Origin of the sequence: Micromonospora sp. NPDC049891 (assembly GCF_040660295.1) — a bacterium.
Classification (GTDB): Bacteria; Actinomycetota; Actinomycetes; order Mycobacteriales; family Micromonosporaceae; genus Micromonospora.
Genome location: NZ_JBFAML010000053.1, coordinates 1 through 13,480 on the forward strand (window position 1 = coordinate 1; position 13,480 = coordinate 13,480).

General features: G+C 71.7%; 16 protein-coding genes and 1 pseudogene. 4 read left to right on the forward strand and 13 right to left on the reverse strand.

The features are described 5' to 3' along the window. The 4 genes from AB0I71_RS31855 to AB0I71_RS31870 all read left to right on the forward strand — a co-directional run. A partial coding sequence (locus tag AB0I71_RS31855) for a hypothetical protein (RefSeq protein WP_357591014.1) occupies window positions 1–223 on the forward strand: 223 nt, incomplete at its 5' end. Beyond that, window positions 220–1,425 (forward strand): DNA-processing protein DprA, encoded by a 1,206-nt coding sequence (locus AB0I71_RS31860; RefSeq protein ID WP_357591016.1) that lies wholly within the window; start codon window positions 220–222, stop codon window positions 1,423–1,425. The genes AB0I71_RS31855 and AB0I71_RS31860, both read left to right, overlap by 4 nt. A gap of 113 nt (window positions 1,426–1,538) precedes the next feature. Next, complete coding sequence (locus AB0I71_RS31865) at window positions 1,539–2,579, forward strand: tyrosine recombinase XerC (RefSeq protein ID WP_357591038.1); 1,041 nt, start codon at window positions 1,539–1,541, stop codon at window positions 2,577–2,579. A gap of 174 nt (window positions 2,580–2,753) precedes the next feature. Next, entirely contained in the window at window positions 2,754–3,935 is a 1,182-nt protein-coding gene (locus AB0I71_RS31870) for an aminotransferase class V-fold PLP-dependent enzyme (protein ID WP_357591019.1), read from the forward strand. Here AB0I71_RS31870 and AB0I71_RS31875 read toward each other — a convergent pair. From AB0I71_RS31875 to proS, 13 genes and pseudogenes are all read right to left on the reverse strand, one after another. Next, the gene (locus tag AB0I71_RS31875) at window positions 3,823–4,608 is read right to left on the reverse strand and encodes a M23 family metallopeptidase (RefSeq protein ID WP_357591021.1); all 786 of its coding nucleotides are present in this window, start codon (window positions 4,606–4,608) and stop codon (window positions 3,823–3,825) included. The two genes, AB0I71_RS31870 and AB0I71_RS31875, sit on opposite strands and share 113 nt — an antisense overlap. A gap of 310 nt (window positions 4,609–4,918) precedes the next feature. Further along, window positions 4,919–5,242 (reverse strand): DUF2469 domain-containing protein, encoded by a 324-nt coding sequence (locus AB0I71_RS31880; protein WP_007075222.1) that lies wholly within the window; start codon window positions 5,240–5,242, stop codon window positions 4,919–4,921. Further along, a complete protein-coding gene (locus tag AB0I71_RS31885; RefSeq protein ID WP_357591023.1) occupies window positions 5,239–6,051 on the reverse strand; it encodes a ribonuclease HII in 813 nt (270 codons plus the stop codon). The genes AB0I71_RS31880 and AB0I71_RS31885 overlap by 4 nt, the downstream gene beginning before the upstream one ends. After that, window positions 6,045–6,533, reverse strand: coding sequence for an NUDIX domain-containing protein (locus AB0I71_RS31890; RefSeq protein WP_357591041.1), 489 nt, complete (start codon window positions 6,531–6,533; stop codon window positions 6,045–6,047). Before AB0I71_RS31890 ends, AB0I71_RS31885 begins: the two co-directional genes overlap by 7 nt. Window positions 6,534–6,626: 93 nt before the next feature. Then, the gene (gene lepB, locus AB0I71_RS31895) at window positions 6,627–7,262 is read right to left on the reverse strand and encodes a signal peptidase I (RefSeq protein ID WP_357591025.1); all 636 of its coding nucleotides are present in this window, start codon (window positions 7,260–7,262) and stop codon (window positions 6,627–6,629) included. A 9-nt stretch (window positions 7,263–7,271) separates the two neighbouring features. Then, a pseudogene (gene lepB / locus AB0I71_RS31900) lies at window positions 7,272–8,143 on the reverse strand (signal peptidase I). Window positions 8,144–8,325: 182 nt separating this feature from the next. Further along, window positions 8,326–8,682: a 50S ribosomal protein L19 gene (gene rplS, locus AB0I71_RS31905; RefSeq protein ID WP_093401691.1), complete on the reverse strand. Its 357-nt coding sequence runs from the start codon at window positions 8,680–8,682 to the stop codon at window positions 8,326–8,328. 145 nt (window positions 8,683–8,827) lie between these two features. Next, complete coding sequence (trmD, locus tag AB0I71_RS31910; RefSeq protein WP_357591028.1) at window positions 8,828–9,601, reverse strand: tRNA (guanosine(37)-N1)-methyltransferase TrmD; 774 nt, start codon at window positions 9,599–9,601, stop codon at window positions 8,828–8,830. Window positions 9,602–9,618: 17 nt separating this feature from the next. Further along, window positions 9,619–10,191 carry a ribosome maturation factor RimM gene (gene rimM, locus AB0I71_RS31915; RefSeq protein WP_357591030.1) on the reverse strand — a complete coding sequence of 191 codons (573 nt, stop codon included), beginning with the start codon at window positions 10,189–10,191 and terminating at the stop codon, window positions 9,619–9,621. After that, window positions 10,191–10,424, reverse strand: a complete 234-nt coding sequence (locus AB0I71_RS31920; protein ID WP_013732101.1) for an RNA-binding protein — start codon at window positions 10,422–10,424, stop codon at window positions 10,191–10,193. Before AB0I71_RS31920 ends, rimM begins: the two co-directional genes overlap by 1 nt. A gap of 1 nt (window position 10,425) precedes the next feature. After that, window positions 10,426–10,905 carry a 30S ribosomal protein S16 gene (gene rpsP, locus AB0I71_RS31925; protein WP_357591032.1) on the reverse strand — a complete coding sequence of 160 codons (480 nt, stop codon included), beginning with the start codon at window positions 10,903–10,905 and terminating at the stop codon, window positions 10,426–10,428. A gap of 250 nt (window positions 10,906–11,155) precedes the next feature. Then, complete coding sequence (locus AB0I71_RS31930; protein WP_357591034.1) at window positions 11,156–11,803, reverse strand: DUF402 domain-containing protein; 648 nt, start codon at window positions 11,801–11,803, stop codon at window positions 11,156–11,158. Between the two features lie 134 nt (window positions 11,804–11,937). After that, on the reverse strand, window positions 11,938–13,344 hold the full coding sequence (gene proS, locus AB0I71_RS31935; protein ID WP_357591036.1) for a proline--tRNA ligase: 1,407 nt from the start codon (window positions 13,342–13,344) through the stop codon (window positions 11,938–11,940). Window positions 13,345–13,480 lie beyond the last annotated feature (136 nt).

Genomic DNA, 13,480 nt, shown 5'->3' on the forward strand with positions numbered 1-13,480 from the left:
CGACCCGAGCTTGCGCGTGTCCGGAATCGACAAGGAAGCGAGGTGTACACGGATTTTCACCATCTGCACACACCCCGAGGCGGCCTTGCGACGACCCGCCGAGATATGCCTCATCCGTATCCATGTGCTCGCCTGGACCATCGCCGACCTCGACGGGCGGGCCCGACCGGACGCGGGAGACGTCAACGAAGCCATCACGCTCAGGACGGGAGAGGGCACGTGAGCACGCACGAGGAGTTGACCCTGGCGCGGGTGGCGTTGACCTGGCTGGCCGAACCGGGTACCCGGTCGGTGCACGGGCTGGTCGACGAGTTCGGCCCGGTGGACGCGCTGGACCTGCTGCTGGACGGCGGAGCACCACAGCAGGCGCTGCGCGAGTCCGTGGCGGCGCGCAGCCGGGCCGGTGACGCGAGGGTGATCGCCGCCGAGGCGTTGCACCGCGCCGACCGGCTCGGGGTCCGGGTCGTGATCCCCGGCGACGACGAGTGGCCGGGGACAGTCGAGCACCTGCGCACGCTCCGGCTCTCCGACGCACGCCGCCGGGTGGACATCGAGACCGCACCGCCGCTCTGCTTCTGGGTACGCGGGTCGTGGCCACTGGCCGAGGCGCTGGACCGGTCCGTTGCGGTGGTGGGGGCGCGCGCCGCCACCGCGTACGGCACCCACATCGCCACTGATCTGGGCTACGGGCTGGCGGACCGGGACTGGACCGTCGTCTCCGGCGGCGCGTTCGGCATCGACGCCGCCGCGCATCGGGGAGCGTTGACCGCCGGCGGGCTCACCGTCGCGGTGCTCGCCTGCGGTGTGGACCGCGCCTACCCACTGGGCAACGCGGCGCTGTTCGACCGGATCGCCGACACCGGTCTGCTGGTCAGCGAGTGGCCGCCGGGTGCGGAGCCACTGCGTCCCCGCTTCCTCATCCGCAACCGGGTGATCGCGGCGGGCACCCGGGGCACCGTGCTGGTCGAGGCGGCGGCCCGCAGCGGCGCGACCCAGACCACCCGACGGGCCATCGCCCTGGAGCGACCGGCGATGGTGGTGCCGGGCCCGGTCACCTCGGCGATGTCGGTCGGAGCCCACGAGATCCTTCGGGAGCAACCGAAGGCGCGGCTGGTGACCGGCCTGGCACAGGTGCTGGAGGAGGTGGGCCGGATCGGCGAGCTGGCCCCGGTGCCGCGTGGGCCCGAACGGCCCACCGATCTGCTCGACGACGACGCCCGGTCGATCGTGGAGGCGATGCCGCGACGCGGTCGGATGGACGTGGACACCCTCGCCGCGCGGGCCGGCCTCGCCGTCCGCACGGTGCTGCGCAAACTGTCCCTGTTGGAGGAGTTGGCACTTGTGGTACGCCGCGACGACGGCTACGCCCTGGTCACGCCAAGCCGGCGAACCATGCCGGCCAGGCCGGTCCGGCCGCGCCGGTGACCGGGCCGGCCGACGGTGACGCCCCATCTTCCGCCTGATCATCGGGTGTCGCCGAGCGGGCCACGTGTTCGCGGTCCGGGCGTGCCGACCGTAGGGTGGATCTCGTGGGCAGGATGGGCGCGCAGGGACCGGCCGCCAACGGCACCCGGGCGATGCACGACGCGCTGCCGGCGCCGCTGCGGGACGCGGTGGACGAGTTCGCGGGGCATCTGGCCTCGGTCCGTAACCGCTCGGCACACACGGTGCGGGCGTACGTCGCCGATCTGGTATCGCTGTTGGATCACGCTCGACGGATGGGCTGCACCGAGGTGGCGGAACTGAGCCTCGACACGGTACGCAGCTGGCTGGCCCGGCAACGCACGACCGGTGCCGCCCGCACCTCGCTGGCCCGCCGGGCAGCCGCGGCCCGGACCTTCAGCGCCTGGGCCCACCGGACAGGGCTGCTGCCCACCGACGTCGCCGCCACGCTGGCCAGCCCCCGGCCACGCCGGACACTGCCCACGGTGCTTCGTCCCGAGCAGGCGGCACTGCTCGTGGAGAAACCCGCCCACCGCCCGGCCACGCCCGTATCCGTCGGCCTGGCATCGCCCACCGACCCGCCGTCCAGCGAAGACCGACCCGGCACCGGCGCGTCCGGTGACACCGATGCGGCGGTGCGGCTGCGTGACCGGATGCTGCTCGAACTGCTCTACGGCACCGGGGTACGGGTCAGCGAGGCGTGCGGGATCGACACGGCCGACGTCGACCAGGGCCGGCGGGTCGTCCGGGTACGGGGCAAGGGCGGGCGGGAGCGGACGGTGCCGTACGGGCTGCCGGCGCAGCGCGCCCTCGACGACTGGCTGCGGCACGGACGGCCGGTGCTGGCGGTCCCCGATTCCCGCGACGCGCTGCTGCTCGGTGCCCGGGGCGGCCGGTTGCACCCGACCACGGCCCGCCGGATCGTCAGCGGCTACGCCGAGGCGGCGGGACTGCCCCGGACCAGCCCGCACGCGCTGCGCCACTCCGCCGCCACCCACCTGCTCGAAGGCGGTGCGGACCTGCGGGCGGTGCAGGAACTGCTCGGGCATTCCTCGCTGGCCAGCACCCAGATCTACACGCACGTCTCGGTGGAACGACTCCGGGCCGCCTACCGTCAGGCCCACCCCCGCGCCTGACGACCGCACGGTCCGGGCGGCACGGGCGGCGAGAAACGCCAGCAACCGGCAGGGATCGGCGGCTACAGGCGGCGGGAGGCGGTCCCTGACCGTGAGAGGCGGCACGTCATCCCTGACCGGTGATGCGGCGGCAAGCACCACGGGCCCGCCGAGCCCGACGGCTATGATCATCAGGTGAGCGTCCCGCCGCCGCCCGAGCCGATCGCGGGCGCCCGCCTGCTCTTCTCCCTCGACCCGGCGGTCAGTCACCTCAACCACGGCTCGTTCGGGGCGGTGCCGATCGTGGCGCAGCGGGCGCAGCAACGGCTGCGCGACGAGATGGAGGCCGACCCGCTGCGCTTCTTCACGCAGGGTCTGGTCGACCGGGTCGCGCACACGCGCCGGCATCTGGCGGGCTTCCTCGGCGCCGACCCTGAGGGCACCGCTCTGACCACGAACGCCACCACCGGTGTCGCGGTGGTGCTCCAGTCCCTGGGGCTGCGCTCCGGTGACGAGGTGCTCACCACCGACCACGGCTACGGTGCGGTCGACCACTCCATCGCCCGGGAGTGCCGCCGCACCGGGGCGACACACCGGGTCCTGCGGGTGCCGTTGACCGCCACCGACGATGAGGTGGTGCAGATCGTGCGGGCCGGACTGCGTCCGGGCCGTACCCGCCTGCTGGTGGTCGACCAGCTCACCTCGGCCACGGCCCGGCTGTTCCCGGTCGCCGCGATCGTCGGGGTGGCCGGGGAGCACGGCGTACCGGTGCTTGTCGACGCCGCGCACGCTCCGGGCATGCTGCCGGCGTCGGTACGCAACATCGGCGCCGACTTCTGGGTGGGCAACCTGCACAAGTGGGGGTACGCCCCACGCGGCACCGCCGTGCTCGTGGTGGCGCCGCAGTGGCGGGAGCGGATCGAGCCGCTGGTGGTCTCCTGGGAACAGGATTCGGGGTTCCCGGCCCGCCTGGAGTGGCAGGCCACCTCGGACTACACGGCCTGGTTGAGCGCCCCAGCGGGTCTCTACACGCTGCGCAGCCTCGGCGTCGACCGGGTACGCGCGCACAACGCCGGACTGGCCGCGTACGGACAGCGGGTGGTGGGGGACGCGCTCGGCGTGCCACCGGCCGACCTGCCCGACCCCGGCGGACCGACGGTCGCCATGCGGCTCATCCCGTTGCCGGCGGGCCTGGCCACGACCCTGGACGGTGCCCGGGCGTTGCAGACCCGGATCGCCGAACGGCTGGCCACCCAGGTCGCGGTCATGGCCTGGGACGGACGCGGATGGCTGCGGCTGTGCGGGCAGGTCTACAACGCGCCCGAGGAGTATCAGCGGCTCGCCGTCGGGTTGCCCGGCCTGCTCGCGCAGCGGTGAGCGGACGCACCCGGCCGACGGTGACGTCGCCGAGGGGCAGCAGTCGGGCCCGTCCGAGACCGAGCAGGGCGAGCGGGTCGAGATAGTCGTCCCCCCGGCGCAGTCCCCAATGCAGGCAGGCAGCGGCGGGACAACCGGCGTGCCCGGGCAGCAGCGCGCCCAGGGGTGCACCGGCCGACACCGCCGTGCCTGCCGTGACTGCCGGTTGGACCGGTTCGTAGGTGGTCCGTAGGCCGTCGGCGTGCCCGACGGTGACCACCGGCCGGTCGGCGACCATGCCGGCGAAGAGGATCGTGCCGGCACCGGCTGCCCGGATCGTGGCGTCGGCAGGGGCGAGCAGGTCGATCCCCCGATGGCCGGCCAGCCACGGCCGGGGCGGCGGGTCGAACCTGCGCACCGGCTGTGGCACCCCGTCGACCGGCCACCGGAACGGTCCGGGGTTGCCGGTCTGCGACGCGCCGTCGACCGGCCACCGCGACGGTCCGGGGCCCGGTGTGTCACCGGCGGCGGGCGGGACCAAGCGTCCGCTCGGGGTGGCCGGAGCCGGCGACCACCCGCTCGGGGTGGCCGCAGGGTGCGACCATCCGGGTGCCCGGGCCGCGTCCACCGGTGCGGGTGGTGCCAGCAGCAGGAGCGTCGTGAGTCCACCGAGTATCGACATCCGTGGTCGCATGCTGTCGAGCCTGGCCGGGTCCGCCGACCTGCACCGCCCCGGAGAGTCCACCTGTGGACGACCGGGCGTCCTGTGGACAGTCCACGCACAAGCTGGATGATCTGTTATGGGTGACCGACGCCAGGCTCAGCACGTGGCCCGCGACCGGTACGCCTGGTACCGCAATGATCGTCGGCTTACCCGCGGCACCGCCAGCGTCCGGAGGCCGTCGGCGACCGACCGGTGCACTGTGGACGATGCGATGCGGGATGGCGCGGACGATCGCGGCGGGTGGGGGTCCGCCGTCGCCGCCCGTGGGCGGTACGCGGGCTCAGCCGCCGAAGCCGGAGTCGGCGGGCAGGGAGATGTCCGGCTTCTCCAACTCCTCGACGTTCACGTCCTTGAACGTCATCACCCGAACATTCTTCACGAACCGGGCGGGTCGGTACATGTCCCAGACCCAGGCGTCGTGCATCTCGACCTCGAAGTAGACCTCGCCGTCGGAGTTGCGCACGTGCAGGTCGACCTGGTTGGCCAGGTAGAACCGGCGCTCGGTCTCCACCACGTAGGAGAACTGGCGGACGATGTCGCGGTACTCCCGGTAGAGCTGGAGCTCCATCTCGGTCTCGTACTTCTCGAGATCTTCCGCGCTCATCGCACTCCGCCTTCCATGACCACATCTTCCCCCACCGGCGCCGGAGGCCGAGGCTGCTCGCCCAACGCCACGCCGACGGTACCCCCTGCGGCGCCCGAGTGCTCCATCGGCTCATCCCGGCTTGCGCCCAGCGGTCGCCGGGAGCGGGGTGGCCGGTCGTCGAGCCCGGAGACGGCTGCCACGTTCACGTACGAGAAACGGTGCTCGTGGCACGGCCCACGCTCGCGCAGGGCGGCGGTGTGCTCAGCGGTGATGTACCCCTTGTGCTCGGCGAACCCGTAGCCGGGATGCTCGGCGTCCAGGTCCACCATGATCCGGTCCCGGGTGACCTTGGCCAGCACGCTCGCCGCCGCCACGCAGGCGGCCACCCGGTCACCCTTCCACACCGCGAGACCGGGTACGCCCAGGCCGTCGACGCCGAACCCGTCGGTCAGCACGTACTCCGGCCGGACCGCCAGCGAGGCCAGCGCCCGCCGCATCGCGGCCAGATTGCACACGTGCAGCCCTCGGGCGTCGACCTCGTCGGCCGGGATGACCACCACCGTGTACGCCAGAGCGCGCTCGACGACCTCGTCGTGAATCCGTTCCCGGCTGGCCGGGGTCAGCAACTTGGAATCGGCCAGACCGTCGATCTCGCCCCGCCGGCCCTCCGGCAGCACCACGGCGGCGGCGACAAGCGGCCCCGCGCAGGCACCACGGCCAGCCTCGTCGGCACCCGCGACGTGCAGGAAACCGCGCCGTTGCAGGGCCCGCTCCAGGGCGTAGAGTCCGGCCTCACGGCGTACCACGGTGCGTGGTGGAGTCAGCATGCCCGTCCCTCGGTGACAGCCGTCGTACCAGCCAACGCGCGGGCCAGCACCTCTGCAAGGTCAAGTGGGTAGCAGCGCTCCCCGGTACCGCTCAACTCGTCTGCCGACCACCACCGGTGACCGTCGACGCTGCCCCGCTCCACCTCGCTGAAGCCCGCCGTGTCGACCTCGTGCGCCGCCACCTGGACCAGGAAGAACTGCTGCTCCTGCCGGTACCACACGCCGTTGAAGGAGAACTCGGTGACGTCGGCGTGCACCGGCCGGCCGACGTCGGCCACGGTCAGCCGCAACCCGGTCTCCTCAGCCAGTTCACGGACGGCGCACTCGGCGTACGTCTCCCCCGGGTCGAGGCCCCCGCCCGGGGTGAACCACCACCGCCCGCGTTCCGGGCGAGCGGGGTCGAAGCCGCGGAACAGCAGCAACCGGCCGGTCGCGTCGACCAGGAGGACGCGAGCGGCACACCTGGGGGTGTAGACGGTCACCGCACCAGACTGCCAGACGCCTACGACGTCGCCCACGCCCGGCACCACCGGCGCTGTCGGGCAATTGCCGGCCCGCGCTGGCCCCGGTCCTGGTCAGGACTTCGGTATCGCGTCGAACTCGTCCGGCACGGTCAGGATGGTGGCCCGGTCGAACGGCCAGAAGATCGTGAAGGCCCGCCCCACCACGTCCTGCTCGGGGATGGTGGCGGACTCGATGTTCTGCCCGGACTGCTGGTAGTGCTCCAGGGAGTCACCGGAGGCGGAGCGGTGGTCACCCATGACCCAGAGCCGGCCCTCCGGCACCTGCACGTCGAACTCCTGGTCCGCCGGCTTGTCCCGCTGGCCGTCCACCGAGAAGATGTACGGCTCGTCCAGCGGCGCACCGTTGATCATGAGGCGGTCCTGGTCGTCGCAGCAGACCACCCGGTCGCCGCCGACGCCGATGACCCGCTTGATGAAGTCCTCCCCCGCCGGATTGCCACTCCACTCCAGCGGTGCCTTGAAGACGATCACTTCGCCGCGATGCGGCGAGCGGGTGTGGTAGACGAGCTTGTTGACAAGCACCCGATCGTCGATCTTGAGAGTGTTCTCCATCGACGGCGAGGGGATGAAGAAGGTCTGCAGTACGAAGGCACGTACCAGTACCGCGACCAGGATCGCCACCCCGAGGAGGATGGGCAGTTCCTTCCAGAAGGAGTGGCGCGGCTTGTCGGTCTGCTCGTCAATCACGGGAGGAGCCTACGTTGCCCGACCGAGCGCCACCGTCCGGAACGCGCGAGAACGGATAGTGTGGCCGCAATCGGGAGGAGTAGCACCACACCTCCGTCGGAGGTGGGGCGGACCGGAGCCGCACCGCCGGCCGCGGTGGGCGGCGGGGCGACGGTGGCGAAGGTCTCGGGGATCGGCAGCGAGTGCCACCTGTCGGACGGCCAGACCACCGCGAACGCCCGGCCCACCACGTTGTCGATCGGCACCGTGCCCTGGCAGCGCGCGTCCTGCGAGACCTGCCGGTGATCGCCGAGGACGAACATCTGGCCGGGCGGGACGACGATCTCCTCGAACCGCCGGGAGCGGCACTCCTCCGGGTTCGGCGGGAGATCCAGCGGCGAGTCACGCAGCACGTACGCCGACTCGTCCAACGGGGTGCCGTTGACAAGCACCCGCCCCTGGTCGTCACAGCAGCTCACCCGGTCCCCGGGCAACGCGATGACGCGCTTGATGAAGTCCTTCTCCCCCGGACGACCGACGCCGATCAGATCGCCGACGGTGCGGCCGAGCTTGTCGGCGAAGGTGGTGGGCGGTTGCGCATCCACCTGTGGAACCCACTGGTCGGTGCCCCGGAAGACCACCACCTCGCCGCGCTGCGGGTTCCGGACGTTGTAGACGACCTTGTTGACCACCACCCGGTCACCCACGAGCAGGGTGTCCTCCATCGACCCGGAGGGAATGAAGAACGCCTGGAGCAGGAAGGTACGGATCAGCACGGCCAGACAGAAGGCGACGATGAGCAGCAGCGGCAGCTCCTGCCAGAGCGGCATCTGCCGCTTACCTCGCCGGGCACGTCGGCGCCAGGGATCGGCCGCACCGCTGTCGTCAAGCGCCTGTACCACGCCCACTCCCCGGTCCGCAGAAACGACTACCGCCCGGGAACCTCGTCGAGGCTCCCCGGGCGGTAGTGGAGGTCACCCGCCACACGAGGCGGGTACCGCCGCGCTGCGCCCGTACGACCAGGGTAGTGCGGACTGGCCAGTACGGCATACGCGCAGCTCGGGCGGCGTGGCGCAGCGCGACGTCAGCTCGGCTGCTTCTCGCGCAGCTCCTTGATCTTGGCCTTCTTGCCGCGCAGCTCACGCAGGTAGTAGAGCTTGGCCCGGCGGACGTCACCCCGAACCACGACCTCGATCCGGTCGATCGCCGGGCTGTTGATCGGGTAGGTCCGCTCGACGCCGACGCCGAAGCTGAGCTTGCGGACGGTGAAGGTCTCGCGCAGCCCGGCACCCTGGCGGCGGATGACCACGCCCTGGAAGATCTGGACCCGGGACCGGGCCCCCTCGACCACCCGGGCGTGCACCTTGACGGTGTCACCGGCACGGAAGTCGGGCAGGTCGGTGCGCTTCGACTGGGCGTCAAGGGCGTCCAGGATGTTCATCGCTGCGTCCTCGTGAGGCTCACGGCGCACCGTCAATCGGCGCGCGGATGGGTGATACTGATCCCCGGGTGGTGGCCGGTGCGAACCGACCCCGGTCGGGGATCCTCGCAGCCGCCCACGGGCGCAGACGACTGCGGCAACCCCTCTACTTTGCCACATCCGGTCCGGGCACCTGAAATCCGGCCCGGTCCAACGCCGCCACGTCCCGTTTGTCCAGGCTCTGCGGGTCCAGCCCGGTGAGCATGTCCGGCCGGCGGTGACCGGTCCGGACCAGCGCCTCGTCGCGGCGCCAGCGGGCTATCCGGCCGTGGTCGCCAGAGCGGAGCACCTCCGGCACCGGCAGTCCGCGCCAGGTCGCCGGCTTTGTGTACATCGGCGCTTCCAGCAATCCGTGCGCGTGGGACTCCTCGGCCAGCGAGCCGGCGTTGCCGAGCACCCCCGGCAGCAGCCGGGTCACCGCCTCCAGGATCACCAGCACCGCCACCTCACCGCCGAAGAGCACGTAGTCACCGAGGCTGACCTCGGTGACCGGCATCCGCGTCGCCGCGTGGTCGAGGACCCGTTGGTCGATGCCCTCGTACCGACCGCAGGCGAAGAGCAGGTGCGGCTCGGCCGCCAACTCGTGGGCCATCGCCTGGGTGAAGGGGACGCCGGCCGGCGACGGCACCAGCAGCCGTGGCGGGGTCAGCTCCACCGGCGCCAAGGCGTCCAACGCCTCGCCCCACGGCTCGGGCCGCATCACCATGCCGGGCCCGCCGCCGTACGGGGTGTCGTCGACGGTCCGGTGCACGTCGTGGGTCCAGCCGCGCAGATCGTGTACGGCCAGCCGCAGCGTCCCGTTGGCACGGGCCCTGCCGATCAACGAAAGGTCCAGCGGTGCGAAGTACTCCGGGAAGATCGACACAATGTCGACGCGCATCAGGGGTGCTCCGCCAGCTAGAGATCGAGCAGGCCGCCGGGCGGGTCCACCACGACCCGGCCACCGGCGAGATCGACCTCGGGGACGATCTCCTTGACGAACGGGATCAGCGCCGTGTGCCCCTCGGGACGCCGCAGCACCAGCAGATCGGAGGCGGGAGCGTGGTCGATCCGGGCGACCTCGCCCAACCGTTCACCGGTCGGGGTGACCACGGCGAGCCCGACCAGCTGGTGGTCGTTGAACTCCTCCGGATCCTCCGGCGGTGCCACGTCGGCACTGTCCACCGCGAGCAGGGTGCCGCGCAGCGCCTCGGCGACGTCGCGGTCCAGCACCCCACCGAAGGCCACGAGCAACCGCCCCTGGTGCCAACGCGCCGACTCGACCGTCAGCTCGTCAGGCACTCGGAACGGCACACCGGGACCGTCCGGTGCGGGCTGGGCGGCGGGTGTCTTGGCGGCATTCGCCCCCGGCATGGTGCCCAACACCATGCCGGGAGCGAACCGCGTCTCGGGCTCGTCGGTCCGCACCTCCACGGTGACCTCACCGCGGATGCCGTGCGGCTTGCCGATCCTGCCGACGATGAGCTGCATCAGTACGAGTCGACGATGTCGACGCGTACGCCGCGCCCACCGATGGAGCCGATCACCTGGCGCAGTGCCTTGGCGGTCCGACCGGACCGCCCGATCACGGTGCCCAGGTCCTCGGGATGCACCCGGACCTCCAGCCGCTTGCCCCGACGGGAGTCGACCATCCGGACGCGTACGTCGTCAGGGTGATCGACGATGCCCTTGACCAGGTGCTCCAACGCCGGCCGCAGCGCCATGTCAGGCCTGCTCGCCGGAGTCCGCGGCGGGCTGCTCCTCAGCCTTCGGCGCCTCAGCGGCCTTCGGAGCCTCCTCGGCCTTCGGTGCCTCAGCGGCCTTGGTGGCCTTCTTCGCCGGCTTGGCCGGGGTGTCGGCCACGCCAGCGGCTGCCTTCGCCTCGGCCTCGTAGGCCGCCTTGCGGTCGGCCCGCTCGGGAGCGACCTTCAGCGGCGGCGGGGCCGGCAGGCCCTTGAACTTCTGCCAGTCGCCGGTCAGCTCCAGCAGCCGCTGCACCGCCTCGCTGGGCTGGGCGCCGACGGACAGCCAGTACTGGACCCGCTCCGACTTGACCTCGATCACCGAAGGGTCTTCCTTCGGCTGGTAGATCCCGACGAACTCGATCGCCCGGCCGTCGCGCTTGGTGCGCGAGTCGGCGATGACGATGCGGTACTGCGGGTTGCGGATCTTGCCCATCCGCAGGAGCCGGATCTTTACGGCCACGGTTGTTTCGCTCCTGTTGCGATCTCACCGACCCGGTACGGGCGGTGTGCATGGGTGAGCGCCAACCGGCACAGTGGGGTTGGGCCGGAGACCGCTCGGGTGGACTGGCGACGCGCCCGGGTTAGAGGGCGCCGGACACGCGCCGGATACCAGCCAGCCATTCTGCCAGATCCCCCGCGGAACGCTCACACCGCACCGGCCCGGGTCACCCGAGGCGGGTCATACGTGACGAAGAACACAGCCGACGGGGTCAGCGGACCGGGGACCGATCCCAGCCGTCGGGCAGGCGGTCCGGCACGGACCACTGCGCCGGCGGGGTGAAGTCGCACCAGGTGCCGTCGAAGGGGAAGACACCAGCCTCGGCCAGCGCGATCACCCGCTTACCCTCGGCCCGCACCGCCGCCTCGTCGGTCACCCAGTAGTGCTCCGGGAAGGCCAGCCGCTCGACGAACTCGTCCTCGTCCTTCCACTCCCAGCTGCGGTCCGGACGGACCCACACGTCGAGGTCCTGGTCGACGATGTCGACGCCGGCCAGCCCGCCGTCGTCCCAGCGGACGCCGGGTTCCTCCAGGTTCACGTACCAGCCGGCGAAGCAGCCTCGCACGTCGCGGAACCACCAGACGGAGTGGGCCGCGCCGGTGGGCAGGAACTTCAACAGCGGCGGGCCGTTCCAGTGGCCCTGTGCCAGCCGGTAGGTCGGGGTCAGCCACTCCCGGAAGGGCACCGCCCGCATGCCCAGCCCGGCCTCGTTGACCTCGCCGGCCACCGGTGTGCCCTCGGCCACCCAGAGCAGCAGCCCTCGCTCGTCGTCGCTGACCACCCGGGCCGGCCGGACCCAGCCGACCCGTCCCCGCCGCACATTGCGGTGCACGACCAACCGACCCGGCTCGAACCTCACGCCCCCGACCCTACCGCCGCCCCACACCCACCACGCCCGCCCGACTTGCTGTCGATCATGAGGTTAGCGGCAGTCGGAGCGATCAACTTCGCCGCCAACCTCATGATCAACCAGGCTAGGGGGTGGGGTGGGGGTTAGTAGGCGCGGGCGAGGATGGCGATCAGGTTGGGCTCGTCCTCGGTGTCGGGGACGGAGCCGTCGGCGCGGACCAGGCAGCGGACGGTTACGCCTTGGGCGTTGGCCTTCGCCTCGCCGTCGACGCCGACGGCGGACCACGGCACCTGGGCCCAGCCGGTGGTTGCCGCCGCCAATGCCTCGTCGAGCGTCGCCACCTCGACCGTGCGCGACTCGCGGAAGGCCAGCGCCTGGTCGTGCAGCGCCCGCTGGTCGGCGTCCAGGGCGGCGAGCACCGCACCGACCACGTCCGCCACCGGCGTGGGCGCCTTCGAGCTGTCCGTACGGCGGACCACCACCGCGTTGCCGGCGGCCAGGTCACGGGGACCGACCTCGACGCGTACCGGGTAGCCGCGCAGCTCGGCGTCGACGGCCCGGCGGCCGAACGGGGTGTCGGTGCGGTCGTCGAGCGCCACCCGGACGCCGGCGTCACGCAGCGCGTCGCGCAGCTTGACCGCGGCCTCGGTGACGCCGTCACCCTCCTTGACCACCATGACGTACGCCTGGGTCGGCGCCAGCCTCGGCGGCACCCGCAGCCCGTTGTCGTCGCCGTGACACATGATCAGGCCGCCGAGCATCCGGGTCGAGGTGCCCCAGGAGGTCGTCCAGGCGTGCTCCCGGCCGCCCTCGGCCGAGGAGTAGCTGATGTCGAAGGCCTTGGCGAAGTTCTGGCCCAGCTCATGGCTGGTGCCGAGCTGGAGCGCCTTACCGTCGCCCATCATGCCTTCGCAGGTGTAGGTGGCGGTCGCCCCGGCGAAGCGCTCGCGAGCGGTCTTGAGCCCGACCACCACCGGGATACCGAGCACGCTCACCATCAGGTCCTCGTACGCCTCGTGCAGGATCTTGCGGGCGTAGGCCCGGGCGTCTTCCCTGGTGGCGTGTGCGGTGTGCCCCTCCTGCCAGAGGAACTCACTGGTCCGCAGGAACACCCGGGGGCGCAGCTCCCAGCGGACCACGTTGGCCCACTGGTTGAGCAGCAGCGGCAGGTCCCGGTACGAGTCGATCCACTTGGCCATGAACTCGCCGATGACCGTCTCGCTCGTGGGCCGCACCACCACCGGTTCGGCGAGCTGCTTGCCACCGCCGTGGGTGACCACGGCCAGCTCGGGCGAGAAGCCCTCGACGTGCTCGGCCTCGCGCTTGAGGTAGCTCTCCGGGATGAACAACGGGAAGTACGCGTTCTCCGCCCCGGCGGCCTTGATCCGGTCGTCCATCTCGGCCTGCATCCGCTCCCAGATGGCATAGCCGGCCGGCCGGATCACCATGGTCCCTCGCACCGGCCCGTTGTCGGCCAGCTTCGCCTTGGCGATGAGGTCCTGGTACCAGCGAGGAAAGTCCTCAGCCCGGGGAGTAAGCACGCGCGCCATGACCGCACATCCTATGCGCCCGCCCCCCACCACCCACGCCCAACCCACCCACACCCCCACCACCGCGTTGATCAAGAAGTTTGCGTCGCTCGGGGCGCCGGAATCCGACGAAAACTTCTTGATCAACGCGGGCAGG